Consider the following 20,576-nt stretch of genomic DNA (forward strand, 5'->3'; position numbering starts at 1 on the left):
GCCGACCTGGATCCTGATCAAAAGGTTGGAAAATAGCCCATAACGAAAGAGTGGTGCGGGCCGACCCGCCCTCACCACCCCAGCAGCCACCGCCCGCCGCCGATCAGCGAGCACAGCGACACCGCGTGGAAGAGGAACAGCCACAGCACCGCCGGGGCGTGGGTCAGCCGGGCCAACTGGTCCGCGTCGGAGTCCGGGGCGCCTCCATGGCGCCGCTTGGACTGGAGCTCGAACGGCGGGCGCACCCCGCCCAGCAGCAGGAACCACACCACCGCGTACGCGAACGCCGACTGGACGTCCGAGGAGGCCAGCCAGGACACCAGCAGGAAGGCGGTGCCGGTGAGGATGACGCTGAGGGCCCCGTACACATTGCGGATCATCACCAGCATCACCGCGAGCAGCGCCGTCGCCACCCACAACAGGAGGGTGATCCTCCCGTTGGTCAGCAGCCAGGCGCCGCCCAGGCCCAGCAGCGAGGGGGCCGTGTAGCCCGCCGCCGCAGTGAGGATCATGCCGATGCCCGTCGGCCTGCCGCGGCTCACGGTCAGTCCGCTGGTGTCCGAGTGCAGCCGGATACCGGAGAGCCGGCGCCCGGTGAGCAGGGCCACCAGGCCGTGGCCGCCCTCGTGCGCGATGGTGATGGTGTTGCGCGCGAGCCGCCATATCGGGTTGGGCACGACGGCGATGAGGGCCAGGGTGGCCGTCACCACCACCAGCCACTGCTCGGGAGCGGACTGGGTTCCGGTGACGCGATCCCACAGATCGCCCAATTCGGTGCTGTTCATCGGACGGGCGACTCCTCGCGGTCGGGGCGGGCGGTCGTCGCAGTCTGGCACCTACGCGCGGACGGTGTCGTGGACGTCCTGGCAGGGCTCCTCCCGAAAACCCCGGCCAGAGGCTGTCCCGTAGCGGTGCCGGACCTCTCGCGCGTCCCTGCGCGATGTGGCCTCCTCCTGGCCGCGGACCACGGGGCGGGACCATCTTCCTATAGCCCGTCGGCCTTGCCCCACGGCATATTGGTGACCACGGCGAGGGAATAGCCGAAAGTCACGACGGGAGTGATCGTGTCCACACGGATAACCATTGATCCCAGCCGCTTCAGCCAATTCGGTGAAGCCACTGGTAGTTCCTTCTGCCTGGTCACAAATTCCGATCTGGTGAGTCGTCTCGAGGTCGCCGAAACAGCGTCCTACCGGGAATTCCTCATCATCACGATGGATGCCGGAGATCACTTCGATGACATCCTCGACAAGCAGATTCCGGAGCCGGCACACGTGCTGGTGATCTCGCCGGGAAGATTCTTCGAATCACCGGATCCCGACCTGGTCGGGCAGCGGAAGATCATGGGAATGGCGTGCAACTCGACGCCCACCACCTCTGAGGAGATCCGCCACTTCCTCGGCGTGATGGAACGGACCTCGGCGGCCGACCAGGCCGCGTTCTGCGACACCTTCTTCGAACTCGCCGAGGACGCGGACCACCTGGCGTACGTCGACACCGCGCACGGGACCCGTGCCACTCTCGACCACCTGCGCGACGGCCTGGTGTGGAACCAGCAGGCCGGACCGCTGGACTGGGGCGACCAGCAGATCGTCCCCTCCGGCGAGATCAGCGTGCTGCCGGTGGAGATCAGGGAGTTCGACGAGGCCCTGAAACTGCCGCTGGAGGGTGAGATCACCCTGCGCGGCTACCCGATCCTGCACAGTGGCACCCCGTCCTTCTCCCGGGCGGACCAGGCCCGCATCCACGCCCAGCTCTGGACGATGCACGACAGTGCGATCAAGGCCACCGTCGAGGACGGCAGGATCAGGAGCCTGAAGGCTCTGGACGCCGGCGCGGCGCCGGCCGTGGCCATGCTGGAGCAGATGTTCGCCGTGGACTCCCGCTACCGCATCGTGTGGGAGATCGGACACGCCCTCAACACCTCCCACGACATCCTGCCCGGCAACCACGCCATGAACGAGGTGTACGGCGGTGACGAAGGCTGCCTGCACGTCGGCCTCGGGCTCACGCCCTACACCCAGTACCACCTGGACATCATCCTGCCCGACACCCGCGTGCTGACCAGCAATGGAGTCGCGGTGATCGGTCACCCGGACCACCCCACGGTGGAGAGAGTCGTCTCCGCATAGCGGATTCGGCTCCCGCCCGTCGGGGTGAACGCAAGAGAATAAAACAAACAGGAGGTGACAGCCATGAAGAAGATCAAGGTGCAGAAGAACCGCAACTACCTGGGCACGCTCCTGGGCTGATCGCCGACCCCGGGCGGGGCATGTCACATGCCCCGCCCGGGGGTTCCCCATTGTATTTTCCAGGGAGGGCTCCCGTGCCACCGATGGACATCACGACAAGGGACTTCAAGCAGTTCGGTGAGCCGGTCGAGACGTTCTGTCTGATCACAGGGGAACAGTACGGCGAGATACTCTCCCCGATTCCCGGCGAGGGATATTCCCGTGTACTGCACCTGACTCTTTTGCCCGGCATACGGCTGGGCGAGCTGATCGCACGGGACGTTCCCGCGGACGCCCACGTGCTGGCGGTCTGCCCCGGACGTTTCCTCGACTCGCCGACCGAGCGGGAACTGGGCGGGCGCAAGCTGACCGTACTGCCGGCCGGATCCACGCCGCTGACCGGCGAACACGTCCAGTACCTCCTGCGCACCGCCGCACGCACCGACGTCGCGCTCCACGCCCGCGTGGCCGAGGAGTTCTTCGACCTGGTGGGCGGCAGCGACCGGCTGACGATCGTCGACGACGACTCGGGCACCGAGGCGGAATTCGACCACACGGTCGGCGACTGCGTCTGGAACCAGCAGGCAGGCGTTCTGGAGCCGGGCGATCAGCAGATCTTCCCGTCGGGCAAGCTCAGTGTCACCGCCGCGGAGATCACCACCTTCGCACCGGAGGCGCGGCTGCTCGGCCTCGACGGGGACCTGACGCTGCGCGGATGGCCGATCGTGCACCGCCACGAGGACCCGGCCGACGGCGCCGACCAGCAAAGGCTGTTCGCGGCGCTCGCACCGCTCGTCTCCCACCCCGTGACGCTGCGCATCGCCGCCGGAGCGATCGAGGCGATCTCCCCGCGGACGCCCGCCGCGACGCCGGCCGCCACGGAACTGGAGAAGCTCCTCACCGAGGACCCGCGCTACCGCGTCATCTGGGAACTCGGCTTCGGCATCAACACCACCACGGAGATCATTCCGGCGAACTGCGGCCCCAACGAGGTGTACGGCTCGACCAACGGCGTGGTGAACATCGGGCTGGGGATCACGCCGGCCACGCGCTTCGCCCTGGCCTTCCTGTGCCCCCGCAGCTCACTCGTGACATCGGACGGGACTCCCGTCCTCGGCGCCCGAAAGGCGACCCCCCGCGGCAGGATGCGGCGCGTCTCCAGCGCTGGTTGCGGCTGTCACTGACCCCAAGAAGGGAAGCACACGCCATGACGACCAACCCCGAACTGCGCACGAAGGTCGACGCGATACTCGACACCTTCATCAAGGACTTCTACGAGACGGTTCCCTACGCCCAGCACCAGAGGAACGCGGCCGAACTGAACCTCGACTACTACAAGCGCCACAACATCGAGACGATCCTGCGGCTCCGCCGCAAGCGGACCGTGGACGCGCTGGCCATCAAGTACTTCACCAAGGTGGACCCGGTGCAGGCCAAGGCATGGGCGCACTACACCGACGACGAGATGCTGCACGACCGGCTCTTCGCCGCCGACCTCGCCAAGGTCGGGGTCACCAAGGACCAGATCTACTCCACGGAGCCACTCCTCTCCACCAAACTGCTCACCGGATACCTGCAGTACGGAATGGAGTTCGAGGACAGCCCGCTGGCGCTGATCACCAGCGTCTACTTCGTCGAGTACGTCACCACGCGCACCCAGCCCGAGTGGCTGGACAACCTGGGCGACGTCCTCGGCGAGGAGCAGGTCAAGGGCGCCCGCGCCCACGTCAACACCGACCTCGACGACGACCACGACGACTTCGTGTGGCGGGTGCTGTCCACGCTGATCGCATCGGAGGCCGACGAGCGGAAGGTCCTCGAACACCTCGACCACGTCTACTGGCTGTGGAAGCTGTACTTCGTGGAACTGCACCAGCTCACCGTGCTCGGCAGGAGCGATACACAGATTCCGCTGCCCACGGCGACCGAGGCCTGAGCGGGCGGAGGTGAGCGAAGACCACGCGGGGCGGCCCACCGGGCGGCGGGGAGTGGAGCTACTGGCCCTGCCGCCCGGCCGGGATCTGGCGACCGAGACCGAGAAGCGCATCGTGGACGGCCTGGTCCTCGCCATGCCGGGCCTGCGGGCCCGACAGCTGTTCACGCTCCGCCGCGAGATGCTGACCGAGGCCGATCACATCGTCGTCGGAGTGGACCGGGAGCAGGACCGGGTGGTCACGCTGCTCACCTCCCGCTGGGTGGAGATCCCGTCGGGACGGCCGTGTCTGCACACCATGATCCAGTTCGTGGGCGACGCCTACCGCAACGGCACGGTGTTCAAGGAGAGCTGGGCGTTGCACTTCGACCAGCTGCTCGCCGAGGGCCACCCGTTCCCCGAGGTCATCGCGCTCAAGACGTACAACCCCGTGGTGCACTGCGCGATGTCGGCGTTCAGCGGTCATCCGGACACCGCCCTGTACCCGGACCTCTCGGGCAAGGACGACAGCCGGTCCGCCCTGGCGGCCGAGGTGGCTGCCGCCCTCGCTCCCCGGGCGGTGTTCGACCCGACGCGCGGGGTCATCCCGGGTATCGGCCGTCCCCTCGACCTCTACCGGGAACGGCCGCTGAGCCATGTCCCCGAGGCAAACCGGTACTTCGCCGAACACACCGAACCAGGTGACCGGGTCCTCTGCCTGCTGCACGTGCCCACCCCGGCGGCGGCAGGCTCGATCCTCACGGCCCTGGGCGTGCGCTCGCCATCCGCGCGGAGCTGACTCGACGGCCCCCGGGCCCGGCAGGCCCTGCCGGGGCCCGGGGGCCGTCGCCCGCGACCGACCTCAGTGACCCCCAGAACGCGAGGCAGCATGGCAGACACCTTTCCCCTCGACTACCCCCGGGCCCGCGCCGGCTTCCTGGGCGCCGCCGAGGAGGCCGGCGCGCGCCTGAGAACCTTCACCCTGCCCGGACACCGCGGGCCCGACGGGGGCGAACTCCGCGTCGACACCGCCTACCTGGGGCCGCCCGACCCGGCCAAGCTCCTGGTGACCGTATCCGGGACCCACGGGATCGAGGGCTTCGCCGGTTCGGCCTGTCAGACCGGGATCCTGTTGCGGGAAGGCGTCGCGAAGGCGGCCGTCGGGCCCTCGACCGGTGTCCTGCTCGTCCACGCGCTCAACCCCTACGGCTTCGCCTACCTGCGGCGGGTCAACGAGGACAACGTCGACCTCAACCGGAACTTCGTCGACCACGACGCCCCGCCCCACAACGACGCCTACGACGCCGTGCACGGCACCCTGCTGGGGGCCGCCGACGACGCCGAACTGTTGGCGAACCTCACGGCACTGCGGGGCCGGCTCGGCCCGGAGCGGCTGCAGGAGGCCGTCACCCGGGGCCAGTACCGCCACCCCGATGGCCTGTTCTACGGGGGAGACGCACCGGTCTGGTCCCGGCAGGTGTTCCGGACCGTGGTGGCCGAGCAGATCACCGGGGCCGCCGACATCGGCTACATCGACCTGCACACCGGACTCGGCGAGCGCGGCGTGGGCGAACCCATCTTCCGCGGCGGTCCGGACGCCGACGCCTACCAGCGGGCCCGCCGTTGGTACGGCGACGCGCTCACCGCGTCGGAGCACGGCACGTCCTCCTCCACGCCGATCGTGGGCAACACGGCGACGGCGGTGGCGGACGGCCTGGGCGCGGACGGCCGGCTCACCGCGATCACCCTGGAGTTCGGCACCCAGCCCGGCCCGGCGGTGCTCCTGGCGCTGTGCGCCGACACCGCACTGCACCGGGCCTGTCCGCCGGCCGAAGCCGTCCGCTCGGACCGCAAGCGGCTGATCCGCGAGGCCTTCTGTCCCACGGACGACGCCCGCTGGTGCGAGCAGGTGCTCGAACGGGCGCGCGAGGTCTTCGCCCAGGCCCTCGTCGGCCTCGCGGACACCGGGCGCGGGTAGCCCGGGAGGCGCGCCCCCTCGGGGAGGCGCGCGGCACCGCGCAGGGCGCCGTGGAACCGGTGTCGGGGCACCACCGGTTCCACGGCGCCGTGGCCGGCGTCAGGAGGCCGGCGGATCGATCACCACCTTCGCCTCGATCTCCCGCACCTGCTGGGTGTCCTGATCGAGCACCTCCTGGTCGGGGGCGGAGAGCAGCACCCAGCCCAGAGTGGTGAAGAGGTCCTCGGTCTTCGGCACGCGGGAACCGTTCGGGTAGCGACAGCCCAGCTTCTGGAAGGAGGTCAGCTCGCGCATCGCGTCGAGCACCTCCGCATTGCGCATGGTGCCGCTGTTCGCCGCGGAGAGCCATGCCACCCGGGTGGGCCGCACGATCTCGAACCCGGGGACGAAGACGGAGTCCAGATGGTGCCGCACGGCGCGGTCGATCTGGGAGTCTCCGGTCGCGAGCCGTGCGGCCTGCTGCGCGCAGCCCCCGTCGAGGCGCGCCGCGATCTCGATCAGCCGGGGACCGCGGTCCGTCAGCATGATCTCGGTGTGTGTGCATCCCGTACGGATACCGACCGCGCGGGCGACCCGCCGCGTATAGGACTCCAGAACGCCGACCAGCGGATCACCGGGCAGGAGGTAGTCCTCCGCGTCGTAGACCCCGATGCGATCTCCCCGCGACGACTTGCTGTACCGGACCACGGCCGCCAGGCCGAGCCTCCCGTCGACGGAGTACGTGTCCACGACGAACTCGGTCCCCGCCGCGAACTCCTGGAGCAGAATGCTGTCGTTGGTCAGGTCGAACATGTTGGTGGAGCCCAGCAGCCGCCGGAAGGGTGGCCGCCAGTCCTCGCCGGCCTCCACCTTGTGCACACCGTCGGTCCCCCCGCTGCACCGGGGCTTGAGCACCAGGGCCCGACCCTCCAGACCGGCCTCCCGCAACCAGTCGGCCGCCTCCTGCTCGGTCTCCGCGGCGAACGTACGAAGGTGGGGAATGCCCGCCTCCGCCACGGCCTGGACCATGGGCCACTTGTCCCGGCGTGCCGCGGACAGTTCGGGGTCGTTTCCCGTCCCCGGTGCCAGCTCCTCGATCAGCGCGTCCACGAGCCTGACCCCGTGCTCATTCCCCGGGATGATGGCGATCGGGTCATAGCCGCGCACGATTCTCGTGAGCTTCGCGAAGTCGCCGTCGTGGAAATGCGTCGCAGCGAAAGTCTCGGGTTTCCAGCCGTGCAGATACGATTTCAGTGGCGCCGGCGTGCTCAGTACCGCCACCGATTCGACGCCCCGCTCCCGAAAGGCGTTCGCGTATTCGGCAGCCTCGGAATAGGGATCGACCAGGATTACATGGCGTGGCATCTTGCTTCCCCTTCTACGATGGGTCCCACTGCTTTCCCGCCGGCCCGTCGCGCGTATCCACGCGGCTCCACGGGCCGCACCTCAGGGCCCCGCCCGGACCCCGGCGTCGGCGGTTCCGGCGTCACCGAGACCGTCCTTCTCGACCTCGTCCGCCACGGTGGACGGCCGTACACCGCCCCACGCGGCGGCCCCAGCCAGGAGTCCCACCACTCCGCAGAGGATCCACAGGCCCTCCTCGAAGCGATTCCAGATCATCACGCCGACGAACGGCCCGATCGCGCTGCCTAGTCCGTACAGCGCGTTCGAAGCTCCCAGATAGCGTCCCCGCAGCCCTTCGGGGCCCGCCTGCGCCGGATAGGCGAAGAACAGGGACGGATAGCCGATGATCTCCCCGAGCGACCAGACGAGGGTGGCGATCACCAGCGCGGCCAGACCCCAGGGCAGGGCGTACATGCTCATGCCGATGCCGGTCAGCAGCACACCCAGGATCACGGCCGTCCGCATCGCCCAGCGCTGCACCACCTTGGCGACGAGGAGTTCGCAGGTGATGACCAGAAGGCCGTTCAGCGCGATCAGCGCCGCGTAGACCTCGACCCCCATACCGAGATGCTTCACGGTCAGCGGCAGGGCCGCGATGTGCTGGATGTAGATGACGGAACTGACGAACATGGCCAGCAGGAACATCAGGTACCGGCGGTCGGCCAGAACCGCCAGATACGAGGACCTCGGGGCGTCCTTCTCGCTGTCCCCCGCTCCGTCCTTCGCCGGGCCCTTCGCCGCGCCGCGCGGCAGCGTGGTCGCGGCGACCGCGGAGAAGACCACCACCGCCAGGGCTTCCCCCCAGAACAGGAAGTCCCAGGAGATCTTGACGAGTGCCGCGCCCAACAGGGGCGCGATCGTGCTGCCGAGGTTGATCGCCAGCCGCCCCATGGCGAAGATCATCATGTGGCGTTCGGGCGGGGTGAGGTCGCTGATCATGCTGGTGGAGGCCGGCTGGTAGGCCAGACTCGCCGCGCCGCTGATGGCGATGACGGCGAGGATGGCCGCGTAGCTGTCCAGATAGAGAACGCAGGGCAGCAGTACCGCCGAGCCCAGCAGGGTGGACACGATCGTCAGCCGCGGTCCGAGCCGGTCGGACATCCAGCCCCCGACCAGGGTCCCGACCACGGCCCCCGCGCCGTACACGCCGAGGGCCGCACCGGCCTGGGTGTCGGAGAACCCGCGATGGGTCAGGTACAGCACCATGAACACCTGGACGAAGCCGCCGAGCCGGTTGATCATCGTGCCGGCCAGCAGGGACTTCACCGCCGCCGGCGACTCGCGCCAGACCTGCCGCACTCCCGCGTGCTGTTTCCCGGCCCCGCTCGACGGTTTCGTCGCGTTGTCCTGTGCCATGCGACTCACTCTGCGGAAGGAGTCGCGAGGGCAACAGTGACGGTACTGACAAGGAACACCGAATTACCGCCACCGGCCCAGCGTGCCGGGCGGGCCCCGCCGCACCCGGCCCGTTTCCCGGAGGCGGACGGGCGCCCGGAAGGCTGGAACTGGTTCCTGCCGCGGAGGCGTTGCCGCGGATCTTCGGGCCCCGGACGCGACCGGGTGGCCGCCGCGGCGAACACCCGCGAGGCCCATGGGTCACCAGGTCGGACGCTGTTTCCGAGGCGCGGGACCCCGAGCCCTCCGCATCATGTGCGGCCACCGGATTCCGGTCCTCCGCCGCGCGACCGGGAAGGAGGACACCGGGTTCGCCGCGCCGGGACTGACTGATTCGGCCATAGGACTCCGGTCCTATGGCTGCACGGAAAGCGACTGGCTAATATGAGGCCTCGTCCGGCCGCGTAGAAGTGAACGGCGGTGCCCGTTCATGAAGTCGGCCGAGGTTTGCCCGGGGGGGCTCCGCTGTTCGTTCACTGTATTTCATTCGCACTTCTCGATTCATTCCATGAAAACAGAGGCGGGCAATGATGCTGTCTGGTTGGGGCGGTGGAGCAGTACCCGAACGGGAACGAATAATCGACTGGAAGGCCCCACCGCTGAAATTCGGTGTCGGCGCCACCCGGGAGATCGGCTTCGCATTGCGCAGCGCCGAGATCGCATCGGTGCTGTTGGTGACCGATCCCGTTCTCGCCGGTCTCGGACTGCCCGCGCGAGTCGCCGAGCTGATCGAGCAGGAGGGGATCGAGGTCACGGTCTTCGACCGGGCCCGCGTGGAACCCACCGACGAAAGCTGCGCCGAGGCGGCCCGCGAGCTGGGATCCCTCCAGGTGGACGGCTATGTGGGTCTGGGCGGCGGCAGCTCGATCGACACCGCCAAGATGCTGAACCTCCTGCTCAGCCATCCCGGCCGCCCGGTACGCGACTACCTGAACGCCCCGATCGGGGCCGGAGTCCGGGTTCCCGGCCCCCTCAAACCACTGGTGGCCGTGCCCACCACGGCCGGCAGCGGCAGCGAGTGCACCGCCATGGTCGCCCTCGGGGTCACGGGCCTGAACGTGAAGACCGGCATCAGCGATCCGCGGCTGCTGCCCTCGCTGGCGCTGGTCGACCCGGCGAACACCCTGTCCCTGCCGCCGGCGGTCACCGCGGCCTCGGGGTACGACGTCCTGACGCACGCCTGTGAGTCGTACACGGCCCGAGCCTTCGACCGGCGGCCCGCGTACGCGACGCCTCAGGACCGTCCGTTGTACATCGGGGCCAACCCGATCAGTGACGTCTGGGCGGAGCAGGCGTTGCGGTTGGTGGGCCGCTACCTCAGGCGGGCTGTGCTCAACCCGGACGATCTCCAGGCGCGTACGGGAATGAGCAGGGCGGCGAGCTTCGCCGGGATGGGGTTCGGCAATGCCGGTACCCATATTCCCCATGCCTGCGCCTATCCGGTGGCGGGGCTGGTCCGTGACTACCGGCCGCAGGGTTACGAGGTCGGGCACGCGATGGTGCCGCACGGGGCCGCGGTCGTCTCCACCGCGGCGGCCGCCTTCGCGTTCACGTACCCGACATCGCCGGCAAGGCACCTGAGGGCGGCCGAGCTGCTGGGGGCGAATCTCAACGGGGTGACCGAGGCCAACGGCTCGGACGTCCTTCCGGCCACGTTGCGGAGCATCGTGGCCGACACCGGGGGGCCCACCGGGCTGAAGGACTTCGGATACACCACGAAGGACCTGCCCGAACTCGTCGAAGGAGCGCTCAAACAACAGCGTCTGCTGGTGTGTTGTCCGCGCGACGTCACCGCGGACGACCTCCGCAGGGTGATCGTCGACTCGATGACCGGCTGACACCGGAGCAGTGCTCCTCACCACGCAAGGAGTCGGATGAGGCACGCGAGCGAAGCAGAGTTGCCAAAGTGCCCGGCTGTCATCGCGGGGAAGAAGGTGCCGACGGCGCGCTGGATCGACGTCCTCGACCCGGCGACCGCCCGGCCCTTCGCGCGGGTGGCCCGCTGCGGCTCGGCCGAGGTCCGGTCGGCGGTGGAGGCCGCCAGGAATGTCTACGAGAGGACCTGGCGGTTCACCTCGCCGGTGGAGCGCTCCGGTATCTGTCACCGCATCGCCGGGGGCCTGCGCGCCCGGCGCCAGGAGCTGGCCCGCCTGGAGACGCTCGACACGGGCAAGCCGCTCAGCCAGTCGCTGGCCGACGCCGATGTCGCCGCCCGGTACTTCGAGTTCTACGCCAACGCCCTGGAGGCACTGGGCGGGGAGACGATCCAGCAGCAGCCCGACCGGCTCGCCTTCACCCTGCGCGAACCCTACGGAGTGTGTGGGCACATCATTCCCTGGAACTACCCGCTCCAGATCGCCGCGAGGACTCTGGCGCCCGCGCTCGCGGCCGGCAACTGCTGTGTCCTCAAGCCGGCCGAGGACGCGCCCCTGACGTCGCTCCGGCTGGCCGAGATCGTCGAGGAGGCAGGTCTCCCCGCGGGGGCCCTGAACGTCGTCCCGGGATACGGGGACGAGGCGGGAGCCGCACTGGCCGCCCATCCCGACCTGGACCGCCTCGCCTTCACCGGCTCGCGGGAGGCCGGCGAGGCCGTGATGACGGCGGCGGCACGGAACATCGTGCCGGTCACGCTGGAACTCGGCGGGAAGTCGCCGCATCTCGTACTCCCCGACTACGACGCCGCGCTGGCGGTGCCGCAGATCGTGGAGTCGATCACCGAGCACGCCGGACAGAACTGCTCGGCCGGGAGCCGGCTGCTCGTCCACCGCTCCGTCCACGACGAACTGGTCTCCGCGCTCGCCGAGAGGTTTCGTTCCCTGCGCCTCGGCGCGGGGGTCGATGACCCCGACATGGGCCCGCTCATCTCGGCAAAGCAGCGGAGCAGAGTCCTCGGGTACCTGGCAGAGGTGCGCGGCGGCGGCATCGAGGTCCGCGCGGGCGGCGGCGTACCCGAGGGGGCGGCGTACGCCGAGGGCTTCTATGTGGAGCCCACCCTCCTCGACGGCGTGACCCCGAAGCACCGGATTTTCAACGAGGAGATATTCGGTCCGGTCCTGAGCGTGTCCGTGTTCGACTCGATGGACGAGGCGGTCGCACTCGCGGAACACACCACGTACGGTCTGGCCGCCGGTATCTGGACTCGTGATGTGACGGTCGCCCACTGGCTCGCCCAGCGGTTGCGGGTGGGGCAGGTGTTCGTCAACAACTACAGCGCGGCCGGAGGGGTCGAGCTGCCGTTCGGCGGCTATCGGCGTTCGGGGGTGGGAGTGGAGAAGGGCCTGGAGGCACTGCGTGAATACACCCGGTGCAAGACCGTGGCGATTCACGCACGGCTGTCTTCCTGACCCCTCGCACCCGGGCGCCCGAACCGCCCCCCGGTTCTTGAGGAGAAGAGCGATTCGTTCCATCCACTTCGGTGCAGGGAGTTCATCTGATGTCCCAAGTTGCGAGAGGTCCGGCCGTGGCGGTGAGAGACCATCGGCCGTGCCCGTTCTGTGGAGCCGTGGCGCGGCCCGCCGCGGCCCTCGCCGAGATCGTCACCAAGGCGCAGAAGGCGCTCGATGACATGCGGGGCGCGCTCGAAGCGCAGGTGCGGTTGCACGAGGACCTTCGGGCCGCCCCCGCTCGTCCGGGCTCCTCCGACGGGCTCCTGGAGGCCAGGGAGGCGCTCGCACTGCTGACGACCCGCGAGCGCGAGATTCTCGTGCTCATCGCGCAGGGGAATTCGAATCGGCAGGTGGCGAGGGAACTCGGCATATCCGAGAAGACGGTGAAGAACCACTTGTCCGCCGTCTTCGCGAAGATCGGGGCATCCGACCGAACTCAGGCCGTGGTCATGGGAATTCGTTGCGGATTCATACACATTGGCGCGTCTTTCGACGACAACTTCGTTGCTGTCGGTACGGGCGAACGACTGCCGGCTGCTTCAGGGCCATGCCATGAGTATGAGGGCTGATTCGGACAAGAAACAGCAGATGGGCTGTCAGATGCCCATGGTTTACTGCCACATTGGGCCTCATGCTGAAGAACGTAGCCGCAGTGCTGCTCGACAACGTGCATCCGTTCGAGCTGGGTGTCGTGTGCGAAGTATTCGGGATCGACCGCCAGGAGGAAGGGCTGCCCGGCTACGATTTCGCACTCGTCGCCGCGGAGTCCTCGTCCGTGCGGGCGGTACCCGGGTTCACCATCAGTACCCCCCACGGGCTCGACCGGCTGGACGCCGCCGACCTCATCGCCATCCCTGTCGGGGACGACTTCCACACCCGGGACTTTCCGCCCGCCCTTCTGGAGGCCCTGCGCCAGGCGGTGGCCCGCGGAGCACGGGTGGTCAGCGTCTGCGTCGGCGCCTTCGTCCTGGGCGCCGCCGGGTTGCTCGACGGACGGCGCTGCACCACACACTGGAGGTACGCCGACGCACTCGCCGAGCGCTACCCCAAGGCGGAGGTCGAACCAGGGGTGCTCTACGTCGACGAAGACCCGATCCTGACCTCGGCCGGCACCTCCGCCGGCATCGACGCCTGTCTCCACCTGGTGCGCAAGCTCCAGGGCAGCGACGTGGCCAACGCCATCGCCCGGCGGATGGTGGTGCCCCCGCACCGGGAGGGCGGCCAGGCCCAGTACATCGAACGGCCCGTAGCGCACTTCGGGGAAGGCGGTGTGAGCCTGGCGCTGGCCTGGGCCGAGCAGCACCTGGCCCAGGAGATCAGCGTCGACCAGCTGTCGGCGCTGGCCTGTATGTCGCCGCGCACCTTCGCCCGCCGCTTCCGGATGGAGACGGGGACCACCCCCTACCGCTGGTTGCTGGCCCAGCGGCTGCTGGGCGCCCAGCAGCTACTGGAGAACACCGACGCGACCATGGAGGCCGTGGCGGTCCGTACGGGATTCCCCAACGCCGCCGCGCTGCGGCACCAGTTCGTCCGCTCGCTGGGCACCACCCCCAACGCGTACCGGCGCGCCTTTCGGGGCCGCTCACCCGACACGACCACGTACTGAGCCCCGGCCCGGGGCCGAAACGGGAGGACGACGCATGCTGCGCATCGCGATAGTGGGAGCCACCGGAGCCGTGGGCCGGGAGTGCCTGACCCTGCTCGACGGCGGGATCCTGCCCGTGGAACAGGTGGTGCCGGTCGGATCGGAGCGCAGCGTGGGCCGGGACCTGGCCGCCGAGCTGGGGGTTTCCCTGCCGATGGCCGACCTCGTCACCCTCGACGACCTGGACCCCCGGGGCCTGGACGTCGCCGTGTTCTCCGCGGGCGCTGAGGTCAGTGGCCGGGAGGCCGAGCGGCTCGCCTCGGCCGGGGTGCTGGTCGTCGACAACAGTTCGTTCTTCCGGATGCGCTCGGACGTCCCTCTGGTGGTTCCGCAGGTCAACCCCGGTGCGCTCGCCGACCGGCCGGAGTGCGGGCTCGTGGCCAACCCCAACTGCTCGACCATCCAGCTGGTTCGCGCCCTCCACCCGTTGCATGAACTGGCGGGTCTGGAAAGCGTCGTGGTGGCGACCTACCAGGCGGCGTCCGGTGGCGGTCTGCGAGGCCTGCGCGAGCTGGCGGAGGGGTCCCGGGCCATCCTGGACGATCCCCGGGCCCAGGGCGCTCCGGGCGGGCGCTTCGGGCAGCCGCTCTCCTTCGACCTCGTCCCCGAGATAGGCCTGCTGGATGCTTCCGGACTCACCCACGAGGAACGCAAACTGGTCCGCGAGCCACGCAAGATCCTGGGCCTGCCGGAGCTCCGGGTGAGCGCCACGGCGGTGCGGGTACCGGTCTTCGACTGCCACTCCGAGGCCGTGCACATCCGGCTGCGCGAGCCGGTCACGACCGAGTCCGTCGTGGCCGCCCTGGCCGCGACGCCCGGACTGCGTGTCCACGGCCGGTCGGACAGTCCCTCGTACCCGACGCCCCGCACGGTCTTCGCCCGGTCCGAGGACCGGGCCCTGGTCCACGTCGGCCGCATCCGCGTCGAGCCGGAGGACAGCCACGCGGCGGCCCTGTGGGTGGTCGCGGACAACCTGTGGGTGGGGGCCGCCCTGAACGCGTTGAACATCGTGGCACTCGCGGCGAAGAACGGGTGGCTGTGATGACCGGTCCTCGCACACCCGGCAGCCGTCCGCTGGTGCTGAAGTTCGGCGGCTCGGCCTTCGCGGACCTCGACGGATACCACCGGGTGGCCCGCTACCTGGTGGGCCGCAGCGGCGAGGAGCGCCGCCCGCTGGTCGTCGTGGTGAGCGCGATGTCCGGTACGACGGGCAGGCTCCAGCAGACCCTGGACGCTCTCTCCGCCGACCCGCCGGCGTCTGCCGCCGCGATGCTCCTGACCACCGGTGAGACGGTCAGCGTCGCCCTGCTCACGGCCGCCCTGCACGCCGAGGGCCTGCCCGCGTGCCCCGTCCCGGCGGCGGGCACCGGGCTCCTCGCCGAGGGGCACGGCGACCGGGCGGAGCTGACCTCGGCCAGTCCCGCCGCGCTGTCCGCCGCGTTGGCCGACTGCCGGGTGGCGGTGGTCCCCGGCGGCCAGGCGGTCGATCCGGCCGGGCGGACCGTCATGCTGGGCCGCAACAGCTCGGACCTCTCGGCGGCGGCGCTGGCGGCGGCCCTGGGCTCCGGTACCTGTGAGCTCTTCTCCGACGTGCCCGGGGTGTGCACCGCCGATCCCTACCTGGTGCCGGAGGCCCGCACCCTCTCCCGGATCAGCTACGAGGGGGTCCGCCGGATGTCCCGCCATGGCGCCAAGGTGGTCCACGAGCGTGCCGTGGACCGGGCGGAGCGCGCGGGGGTGCGTCTGCTCTGCCGGCCCTTTCCCTGGAGTGAGGACCCCGGGGACGGGACCGTCGTGGGGGAGGGCCCGGAGGCCGCCGCGGTCGTCGTGCACCAGGGCGGCGACGTGTGGGTTTTCCGGTCGGCCGGGGAACGTCGGACGGCGGAGGGACTGCTGCGGGCCGAGGGACTGGAGACCACCGGATTCGAGACCGCGGGCGAGAGGTGCCTGACGGTTCCGGCCGGAGCCCGGGGCGCGGCCCGGCACCTGCGGACCGCGCGCCGCCTCGACAACCGGTGTCTGGTCACCACGCTGAGGGCGGACGGAGCTGTCGAACACACCGTGGTGCCGCGCTCCGACGCCGCGGCCGAGGCTCGCAGGCGTCATGTGCTGCTGTACCCGGACCTCGTGGGCGCCGTGCGGCCGGCCTCCGCCCCGCCCCCCAAGGCCCGTTCCCCGCACAGCGACGTCCTGGTCCGAACGGCCCCGGCCGCTGCCTCCGCTCCCGGGAGGAAGGGGGCGGACTGACCGGATCGGGAGACGGGGATCTCCTTTCCCGCACCCGGCCGGTGCTGTCACTCTTGGACGTGTCCCGACGGCCGGGACACCGGAGCACCGGGTGTTTTCCGCGGTTCTTGTTCCCGCGGTTCGTGTTCCCGCGGTTCGGATGGGTGGATCGAGATGTGTGGACGGTACGCGGCGAGCCGGCGAGGCGAGGACCTGGCCGGGCTCTTCGGCGTCGAGAGGTGGGAACCCACCGAGGCCCTGGAGCAGGACTGGAACGTGGCGCCGACCAAAGAGGTCTACGCCGTTCTGGAGCGGCCTGTTAAGGACGCCGACGACCAGCGTCCGGTTCGTCAGCTGCGTGCCCTGAAATGGGGACTCGTGCCGTCCTGGGCGAAGACTCCCGAAGGCGCCGCCCGGCTGATCAACGCCCGTGCGGAGACCGTGCACGAGAAGCCCTCCTTCCGCCGCGCCTTCGCCCAGCGTCGCTGCATCCTGCCCGCCGACGGCTACTACGAGTGGGTCACCGGCTCGGAGGAACGGCAGCTGGAGGAGAAGAAGGGCAGGAAGCGGGCCCGCAAGCAGCCGTACTTCGTGACCCCCGCCGACGGGTCGGTCTTCGCGATGGCCGGACTGTACGAGTTCTGGCGCGACGCGACACTGCCCGGCGACCACGAGAACGCCTGGTGGGTGACCTGCTCGGTGATCACCACCGAGGCGGAGACCACACCGTTGGCCGTCGCCCCCGCCGAGGGGCCCGGCGCGCTCGCCGACATCCACCCCCGGATGCCGCTGATGCTCACCCCCGACCGCTGGGACACCTGGCTGGACCCAACACACACGGGCCTCGACGAACTGCGCGCGCTGCTGGAGCCGCCGCCCGGTGGGCTGATGCGTGCCTATCCGGTCGCCACCACCGTCAGCAACGTCCGCAACAACGGACCCGAACTGCTCCAGGAGCTGGCCGCGCCGGAGGAGTCCACGCTGTTCTGAACGGCGCGCGGGAGCTGTTCCGAACGGCGCGGGAGCTGTCCTGGGCGGCGCGCGAGATCTGGGCGCGGCGCGGGAGAGGATGGCGCGGTGAGTCGTCAACCACGTACGCAGAACGTCACCACCGACGCCGGTGAGGCCCGGATCACCTGGGTCCCCGCGCCCGCGCCCCGCCTCGTGCTGGCCGTGGGCCACGGGGCGGGCGGCGGCATCGAGGCCCGCGATCTGAGGGCCCTGGCCGCCGCCCTGCCGGGGCGCGGCGTCACCGTCGCCCTGGTGGAGCAGCCCTGGCGGGTGGCCGGCAGGAAGGTCGCGCCCGCCCCGAAGACCCTGGACACCGGTTGGCGCGGTCTGTGGCCCGCCCTGGCCGCTCCCGGGCTTCCCGTCGTCTCCGGGGGCCGCAGCGCCGGGGCCAGGGTCGCCTGCCGTACGGCGACGGAGCTGGGCGCGGTCGCCGTCCTCGCGCTCAGCTTTCCGCTGCACCCTCCGGGCCGGCCCGAGAAGTCCCGCGCCGACGAACTGCTGGGGGCGGGTGTGCCCACGCTGGTGGTGCAGGGCGGCAACGATCCGTTCGGCCGGCCCGAGGAGTTTCCGCCCGGTCCGTACGAGCTGGCCGAAGTGGACCACGGCGACCACGGGTTCGCGGTGCCGAAGAGGTCCGGGGCGACCGAGGAGCAGACGATGGGCGTCCTCACCGACGCGGTGGCCGGGTGGATCGCGTCACTCGGATGACCGGATCCGCCTGGGGGTGACCCGGGCCTCACGCACATGGCACAGGCCCCGGGAATGCTCCGCGCGGGGGCGCTGTTGTTCGGGACGTCGGTGCAAGGACGTCGATACGGATACGTCGTACGTGGAGAGGGAGTCCGTCGCATGGGATCGACCATCTGCCCCAGCCGCTCGAACGCCGCTGATCTGGAGTGGACGGTGCTGCGCGCGGCGAGGACCGGCCACGAGCGCCCGCCGGGCGGCGCTGATCGAGCGCCCGTCTCCGAGCAAGGTCGACTATTCTCCGATGCGAGCGGGTCCGGTTTCGGCTCCGCCACATCGTTGGAGGAGGTGGGTCCGGTCACTGGGACCGACACAGGGCCCGACGACGGCCGTGCACCGGAGACGCCCGCCGAGCGCAACGCGCGCTTCGAGCGGGACGCCCTCGGCTTTCTCGACCAGATGTACTCGGCCGCGCTGCGCATGACGCGTAACCCGGCCGATGCCGAGGACCTGGTCCAGGAGACGTACGCGAAGGCGTACGGCTCCTTCCACCAGTTCCGTGAGGGCACCAACCTCAAGGCGTGGATGTACCGCATCCTCACCAACACCTTCATCAACTCGTACCGCAAGAAGCAGCGGGAGCCCCAGCGCAGCGCAGCCGAGGAGATCGAGGACTGGCAGCTGGCACGGGCCGAGTCGCACATGTCGACCGGTCTGCGCTCGGCGGAGTCCCAGGCGCTCGACCATCTCCCGGACTCCGACGTGAAGTCGGCGCTCCAGGCGATTCCCGAGGAGTTCCGCATCGCCGTGTATCTCGCCGATGTCGAGGGCTTTGCCTACAAGGAGATCGCGGACATCATGGGGACTCCCATCGGTACGGTGATGTCCCGGCTGCACCGCGGCCGCCGCCAGCTGCGCGGCATGCTGGAGGACTACGCCCGTGAGCGCGGGCTCGTCGCGGCCGGCACCGGTGAGTCGGACGATCGGAAGGGCTCGGCCTCATGAGCTGCGGAGAGCCGCACGAGACGGATTGCTCGGAGGTCCTCGACCATCTCTACGAGTTTCTCGACCGGGAGATGCCCGAGGGCGACTGCACCAAGTTCGAGGTGCACTTCGAGGAGTGCTCCCCGTGCCTGGAGAAGTACGGTCTCGAAGAGGCCGTGAAGAAGCTGGTCAAGCGCTGCTGCGGACAGGACGACGTCCCTACCGACCTGCGTTCCAAGGTGATGGGCCGGATCGACCTGATCCGGGCCGGCGAGGCCGTGCCCGAGCAGGATCTGACCGCGCAGGACACCGACCGGTCGGCGTCCGCCGCCGAGTAGTCACCCGCAGATACTCCGGCGGATCCCCGAGGTCCGGTGGGACGGCCGCTGTGCCCCGATCGCCCGGGCACAGCGGCCCACGCATGTCCGGGGCCGCGCTGGAGCGGCTCGGGCCCGGCACCGGGCAGGGCCACCGGCAACCGGTGGTGGAGCCGCTGGGGCGCGTCCCCGCGCGGGCGGCCCGACCACGGCCGGAGCCGGATAACCCATGGGTAATGAGCGGGCGTCCGGCCGGGCATGGTTGGATGCGAAAGCAGAGTGGATGACGAGGGTGTCCAGTCGGGACAGGCGGGAATCGTGAGGATCTTCGGGAAGGTACGGCATCGGCCGTCCGCCTCTTGGCGGCAGGCCACGGACCGCGCGTTCACGCTGATCGGCGACGGCCGGTACGAGGACGCGGGGGCGCTGCTGACGCGCGCGGCGGATCTGGAGCCCTGGCTCTCGGAGTCCTGGTTCAATCTGGCGCTGCTGCACAAGTTCCGGCACGACTGGGAGCAGGCGAGGGCGGCGGGCCTGCGGGCCGTCGCACTGCTCGACCGGGAGTCGGGCGCCCCGGACTGGTGGAACGTCGGGATCGCGGCCACCGCACTCCAGGACTGGCCGCTGGCGCGGCGGGCCTGGCAGGCGTACGGCCTGAAGGTCCCCGGCGGTGGCCAGCACAGCGGGGCCACCACCGAGCCGACCGGTATGGAGTTGGGCAGCGCCGCCGTGCGGCTCTCGCCGGAGGGCGAGGCCGAGGTGGTCTGGGGCCGTCGGCTCGACCCGGCCCGGATCGAGGTGCTCTCGATCCCGCTGCCGTCCTCCGGGCGGCGCTGGGGCGAGGTCGTGCTGCACGACGGGGTACCCAACGGTGAGCGGGTCACCGCGGCCGGGCCCTCGTATCCGGTGTTCGACGAGATCGAGCTGTGGGCCCCCTCGCCCGTGCCGACCTGGGTGGTGCTGCTGGAGGCGGCGACCGAGGACGACCGGGACGCGCTGGAGAGGCTGGCCTCGGACGCCGGGTTCGCCGCCGAGGACTGGTCCTCCTCCGTACGGCTGCTGTGCCGGGCGTGCTCGGAGAGCCGGATGGAGAGCGACGAGGGCGACGGGGAGCACCTGGACCCGCACGATCACAGCGAGCCGGGCCACCCGGGGCCGCTGGGCCACCGCACCGCGGGCGCCGGGGACCTGTGGGTCCCGGAGCGCGAGTGCGGTCTCGCGGCCCCCGCCGGACTGGTGCGCGGGCTGCTGGACGGCTGGGTCGCCGACAGCCCGGACAGCCGCGAGTGGCGGGATCTCGAAGAAGTCTGCTGACCTCTGCCCGTAGGCTGTACGCGCACCGATCGCGGTGCTGTTCCTCCCGTGGCTCCCGGCATCTGACGGGATCCGGCGGGGTCACCGGGTTTGAGTTTTGCAGGAAG

General features: G+C 70.2%; 19 protein-coding genes. 16 read left to right on the forward strand and 3 right to left on the reverse strand.

The features are described from left to right. Positions 1 to 71 precede the first annotated feature (71 nt). Positions 72 to 785 carry a M50 family metallopeptidase gene (locus ACZ60Q_RS17310; protein ID WP_469634709.1) on the reverse strand — a complete coding sequence of 238 codons (714 nt, stop codon included), beginning with the start codon at positions 783 to 785 and terminating at the stop codon, positions 72 to 74. Between the two features lie 372 nt (positions 786 to 1,157). Here ACZ60Q_RS17310 and ACZ60Q_RS17315 point away from each other — a divergent pair, with 372 nt between their 5' ends. From ACZ60Q_RS17315 to ACZ60Q_RS17335, 5 genes are all read left to right on the forward strand, one after another. Further along, positions 1,158 to 2,132: a hypothetical protein gene (locus tag ACZ60Q_RS17315; RefSeq protein ID WP_469634712.1), complete on the forward strand. Its 975-nt coding sequence runs from the start codon at positions 1,158 to 1,160 to the stop codon at positions 2,130 to 2,132. Positions 2,133 to 2,335: 203 nt separating this feature from the next. After that, positions 2,336 to 3,415: an HPr family phosphocarrier protein gene (locus ACZ60Q_RS17320; RefSeq protein ID WP_469634714.1), complete on the forward strand. Its 1,080-nt coding sequence runs from the start codon at positions 2,336 to 2,338 to the stop codon at positions 3,413 to 3,415. 23 nt (positions 3,416 to 3,438) lie between these two features. Then, on the forward strand, positions 3,439 to 4,167 hold the full coding sequence (locus ACZ60Q_RS17325) for a hypothetical protein (RefSeq protein ID WP_469634717.1): 729 nt from the start codon (positions 3,439 to 3,441) through the stop codon (positions 4,165 to 4,167). Between the two features lie 10 nt (positions 4,168 to 4,177). Continuing rightward, positions 4,178 to 4,942: a hypothetical protein gene (locus ACZ60Q_RS17330; protein WP_469634720.1), complete on the forward strand. Its 765-nt coding sequence runs from the start codon at positions 4,178 to 4,180 to the stop codon at positions 4,940 to 4,942. Between the two features lie 90 nt (positions 4,943 to 5,032). Continuing rightward, positions 5,033 to 6,121: a M14 family metallopeptidase gene (locus ACZ60Q_RS17335; protein ID WP_469634723.1), complete on the forward strand. Its 1,089-nt coding sequence runs from the start codon at positions 5,033 to 5,035 to the stop codon at positions 6,119 to 6,121. A gap of 99 nt (positions 6,122 to 6,220) precedes the next feature. Here the strand turns inward: ACZ60Q_RS17335 and ACZ60Q_RS17340 are convergent, their stop codons facing one another. Continuing rightward, complete coding sequence (locus ACZ60Q_RS17340) at positions 6,221 to 7,465, reverse strand: ATP-grasp domain-containing protein (protein WP_469634725.1); 1,245 nt, start codon at positions 7,463 to 7,465, stop codon at positions 6,221 to 6,223. Positions 7,466 to 7,546: 81 nt separating this feature from the next. Further along, the gene (locus ACZ60Q_RS17345) at positions 7,547 to 8,860 is read right to left on the reverse strand and encodes an MFS transporter (RefSeq protein ID WP_469634728.1); all 1,314 of its coding nucleotides are present in this window, start codon (positions 8,858 to 8,860) and stop codon (positions 7,547 to 7,549) included. Positions 8,861 to 9,426: 566 nt separating this feature from the next. Here ACZ60Q_RS17345 and ACZ60Q_RS17350 point away from each other — a divergent pair. The 11 genes from ACZ60Q_RS17350 (at position 9,427) to ACZ60Q_RS17400 (ending at position 20,469) form a co-directional block, all read left to right on the forward strand. Further along, positions 9,427 to 10,737, forward strand: a complete 1,311-nt coding sequence (locus tag ACZ60Q_RS17350) for a hydroxyacid-oxoacid transhydrogenase (protein ID WP_469634731.1) — start codon at positions 9,427 to 9,429, stop codon at positions 10,735 to 10,737. A gap of 36 nt (positions 10,738 to 10,773) precedes the next feature. After that, positions 10,774 to 12,243 carry an aldehyde dehydrogenase family protein gene (locus ACZ60Q_RS17355; RefSeq protein WP_469634734.1) on the forward strand — a complete coding sequence of 490 codons (1,470 nt, stop codon included), beginning with the start codon at positions 10,774 to 10,776 and terminating at the stop codon, positions 12,241 to 12,243. 158 nt (positions 12,244 to 12,401) lie between these two features. Beyond that, on the forward strand, positions 12,402 to 12,854 hold the full coding sequence (locus ACZ60Q_RS17360) for a LuxR C-terminal-related transcriptional regulator (protein WP_469634737.1): 453 nt from the start codon (positions 12,402 to 12,404) through the stop codon (positions 12,852 to 12,854). A 62-nt stretch (positions 12,855 to 12,916) separates the two neighbouring features. Continuing rightward, on the forward strand, positions 12,917 to 13,891 hold the full coding sequence (locus tag ACZ60Q_RS17365) for a helix-turn-helix domain-containing protein (RefSeq protein WP_469634740.1): 975 nt from the start codon (positions 12,917 to 12,919) through the stop codon (positions 13,889 to 13,891). Between the two features lie 34 nt (positions 13,892 to 13,925). Then, positions 13,926 to 14,972 (forward strand): aspartate-semialdehyde dehydrogenase, encoded by a 1,047-nt coding sequence (locus ACZ60Q_RS17370; protein WP_469634743.1) that lies wholly within the window; start codon positions 13,926 to 13,928, stop codon positions 14,970 to 14,972. After that, entirely contained in the window at positions 14,972 to 16,177 is a 1,206-nt protein-coding gene (locus ACZ60Q_RS17375; RefSeq protein ID WP_469634746.1) for an amino acid kinase family protein, read from the forward strand. The genes ACZ60Q_RS17370 and ACZ60Q_RS17375 overlap by 1 nt, the downstream gene beginning before the upstream one ends. Before the next feature lie 153 nt (positions 16,178 to 16,330). Then, complete coding sequence (locus tag ACZ60Q_RS17380) at positions 16,331 to 17,146, forward strand: SOS response-associated peptidase (RefSeq protein WP_469634749.1); 816 nt, start codon at positions 16,331 to 16,333, stop codon at positions 17,144 to 17,146. Between the two features lie 87 nt (positions 17,147 to 17,233). Next, positions 17,234 to 17,875, forward strand: a complete 642-nt coding sequence (locus ACZ60Q_RS17385) for an alpha/beta hydrolase family protein (protein WP_469634752.1) — start codon at positions 17,234 to 17,236, stop codon at positions 17,873 to 17,875. 327 nt (positions 17,876 to 18,202) lie between these two features. Then, complete coding sequence (locus ACZ60Q_RS17390) at positions 18,203 to 18,859, forward strand: sigma-70 family RNA polymerase sigma factor (RefSeq protein WP_469634995.1); 657 nt, start codon at positions 18,203 to 18,205, stop codon at positions 18,857 to 18,859. Continuing rightward, positions 18,856 to 19,176, forward strand: coding sequence for a mycothiol system anti-sigma-R factor (gene rsrA, locus ACZ60Q_RS17395; RefSeq protein WP_469634755.1), 321 nt, complete (start codon positions 18,856 to 18,858; stop codon positions 19,174 to 19,176). Before ACZ60Q_RS17390 ends, rsrA begins: the two co-directional genes overlap by 4 nt. A 297-nt stretch (positions 19,177 to 19,473) precedes the next feature. Next, positions 19,474 to 20,469: a tetratricopeptide repeat protein gene (locus ACZ60Q_RS17400; RefSeq protein ID WP_356723431.1), complete on the forward strand. Its 996-nt coding sequence runs from the start codon at positions 19,474 to 19,476 to the stop codon at positions 20,467 to 20,469. Positions 20,470 to 20,576 lie beyond the last annotated feature (107 nt).

The organism is Streptomyces sp. NPDC104313 (assembly GCF_055583985.1).

Bases quoted from the DNA above. Each gene is read 5' to 3' on its own strand.
- ACZ60Q_RS17310 (WP_469634709.1), bottom strand. From the start codon at position 785: ATGAACAGCACCGAATTGGGCGATCTGTGGGATCGCGTCACCGGAACC.
- ACZ60Q_RS17320 (WP_469634714.1), top strand. From the start codon at position 2,336: ATGGACATCACGACAAGGGACTTCAAGCAGTTCGGTGAGCCGGTCGAG.
- ACZ60Q_RS17325 (WP_469634717.1), top strand. From the start codon at position 3,439: ATGACGACCAACCCCGAACTGCGCACGAAGGTCGACGCGATACTCGAC.
- ACZ60Q_RS17335 (WP_469634723.1), top strand. From the start codon at position 5,033: ATGGCAGACACCTTTCCCCTCGACTACCCCCGGGCCCGCGCCGGCTTC.
- ACZ60Q_RS17340 (WP_469634725.1), bottom strand. From the start codon at position 7,465: ATGCCACGCCATGTAATCCTGGTCGATCCCTATTCCGAGGCTGCCGAA.
- ACZ60Q_RS17345 (WP_469634728.1), bottom strand. From the start codon at position 8,860: ATGGCACAGGACAACGCGACGAAACCGTCGAGCGGGGCCGGGAAACAG.
- ACZ60Q_RS17350 (WP_469634731.1), top strand. From the start codon at position 9,427: ATGATGCTGTCTGGTTGGGGCGGTGGAGCAGTACCCGAACGGGAACGA.
- ACZ60Q_RS17355 (WP_469634734.1), top strand. From the start codon at position 10,774: ATGAGGCACGCGAGCGAAGCAGAGTTGCCAAAGTGCCCGGCTGTCATC.
- ACZ60Q_RS17365 (WP_469634740.1), top strand. From the start codon at position 12,917: ATGCTGAAGAACGTAGCCGCAGTGCTGCTCGACAACGTGCATCCGTTC.
- ACZ60Q_RS17370 (WP_469634743.1), top strand. From the start codon at position 13,926: ATGCTGCGCATCGCGATAGTGGGAGCCACCGGAGCCGTGGGCCGGGAG.
- ACZ60Q_RS17375 (WP_469634746.1), top strand. From the start codon at position 14,972: ATGACCGGTCCTCGCACACCCGGCAGCCGTCCGCTGGTGCTGAAGTTC.
- ACZ60Q_RS17380 (WP_469634749.1), top strand. From the start codon at position 16,331: ATGTGTGGACGGTACGCGGCGAGCCGGCGAGGCGAGGACCTGGCCGGG.
- rsrA (WP_469634755.1), top strand. From the start codon at position 18,856: ATGAGCTGCGGAGAGCCGCACGAGACGGATTGCTCGGAGGTCCTCGAC.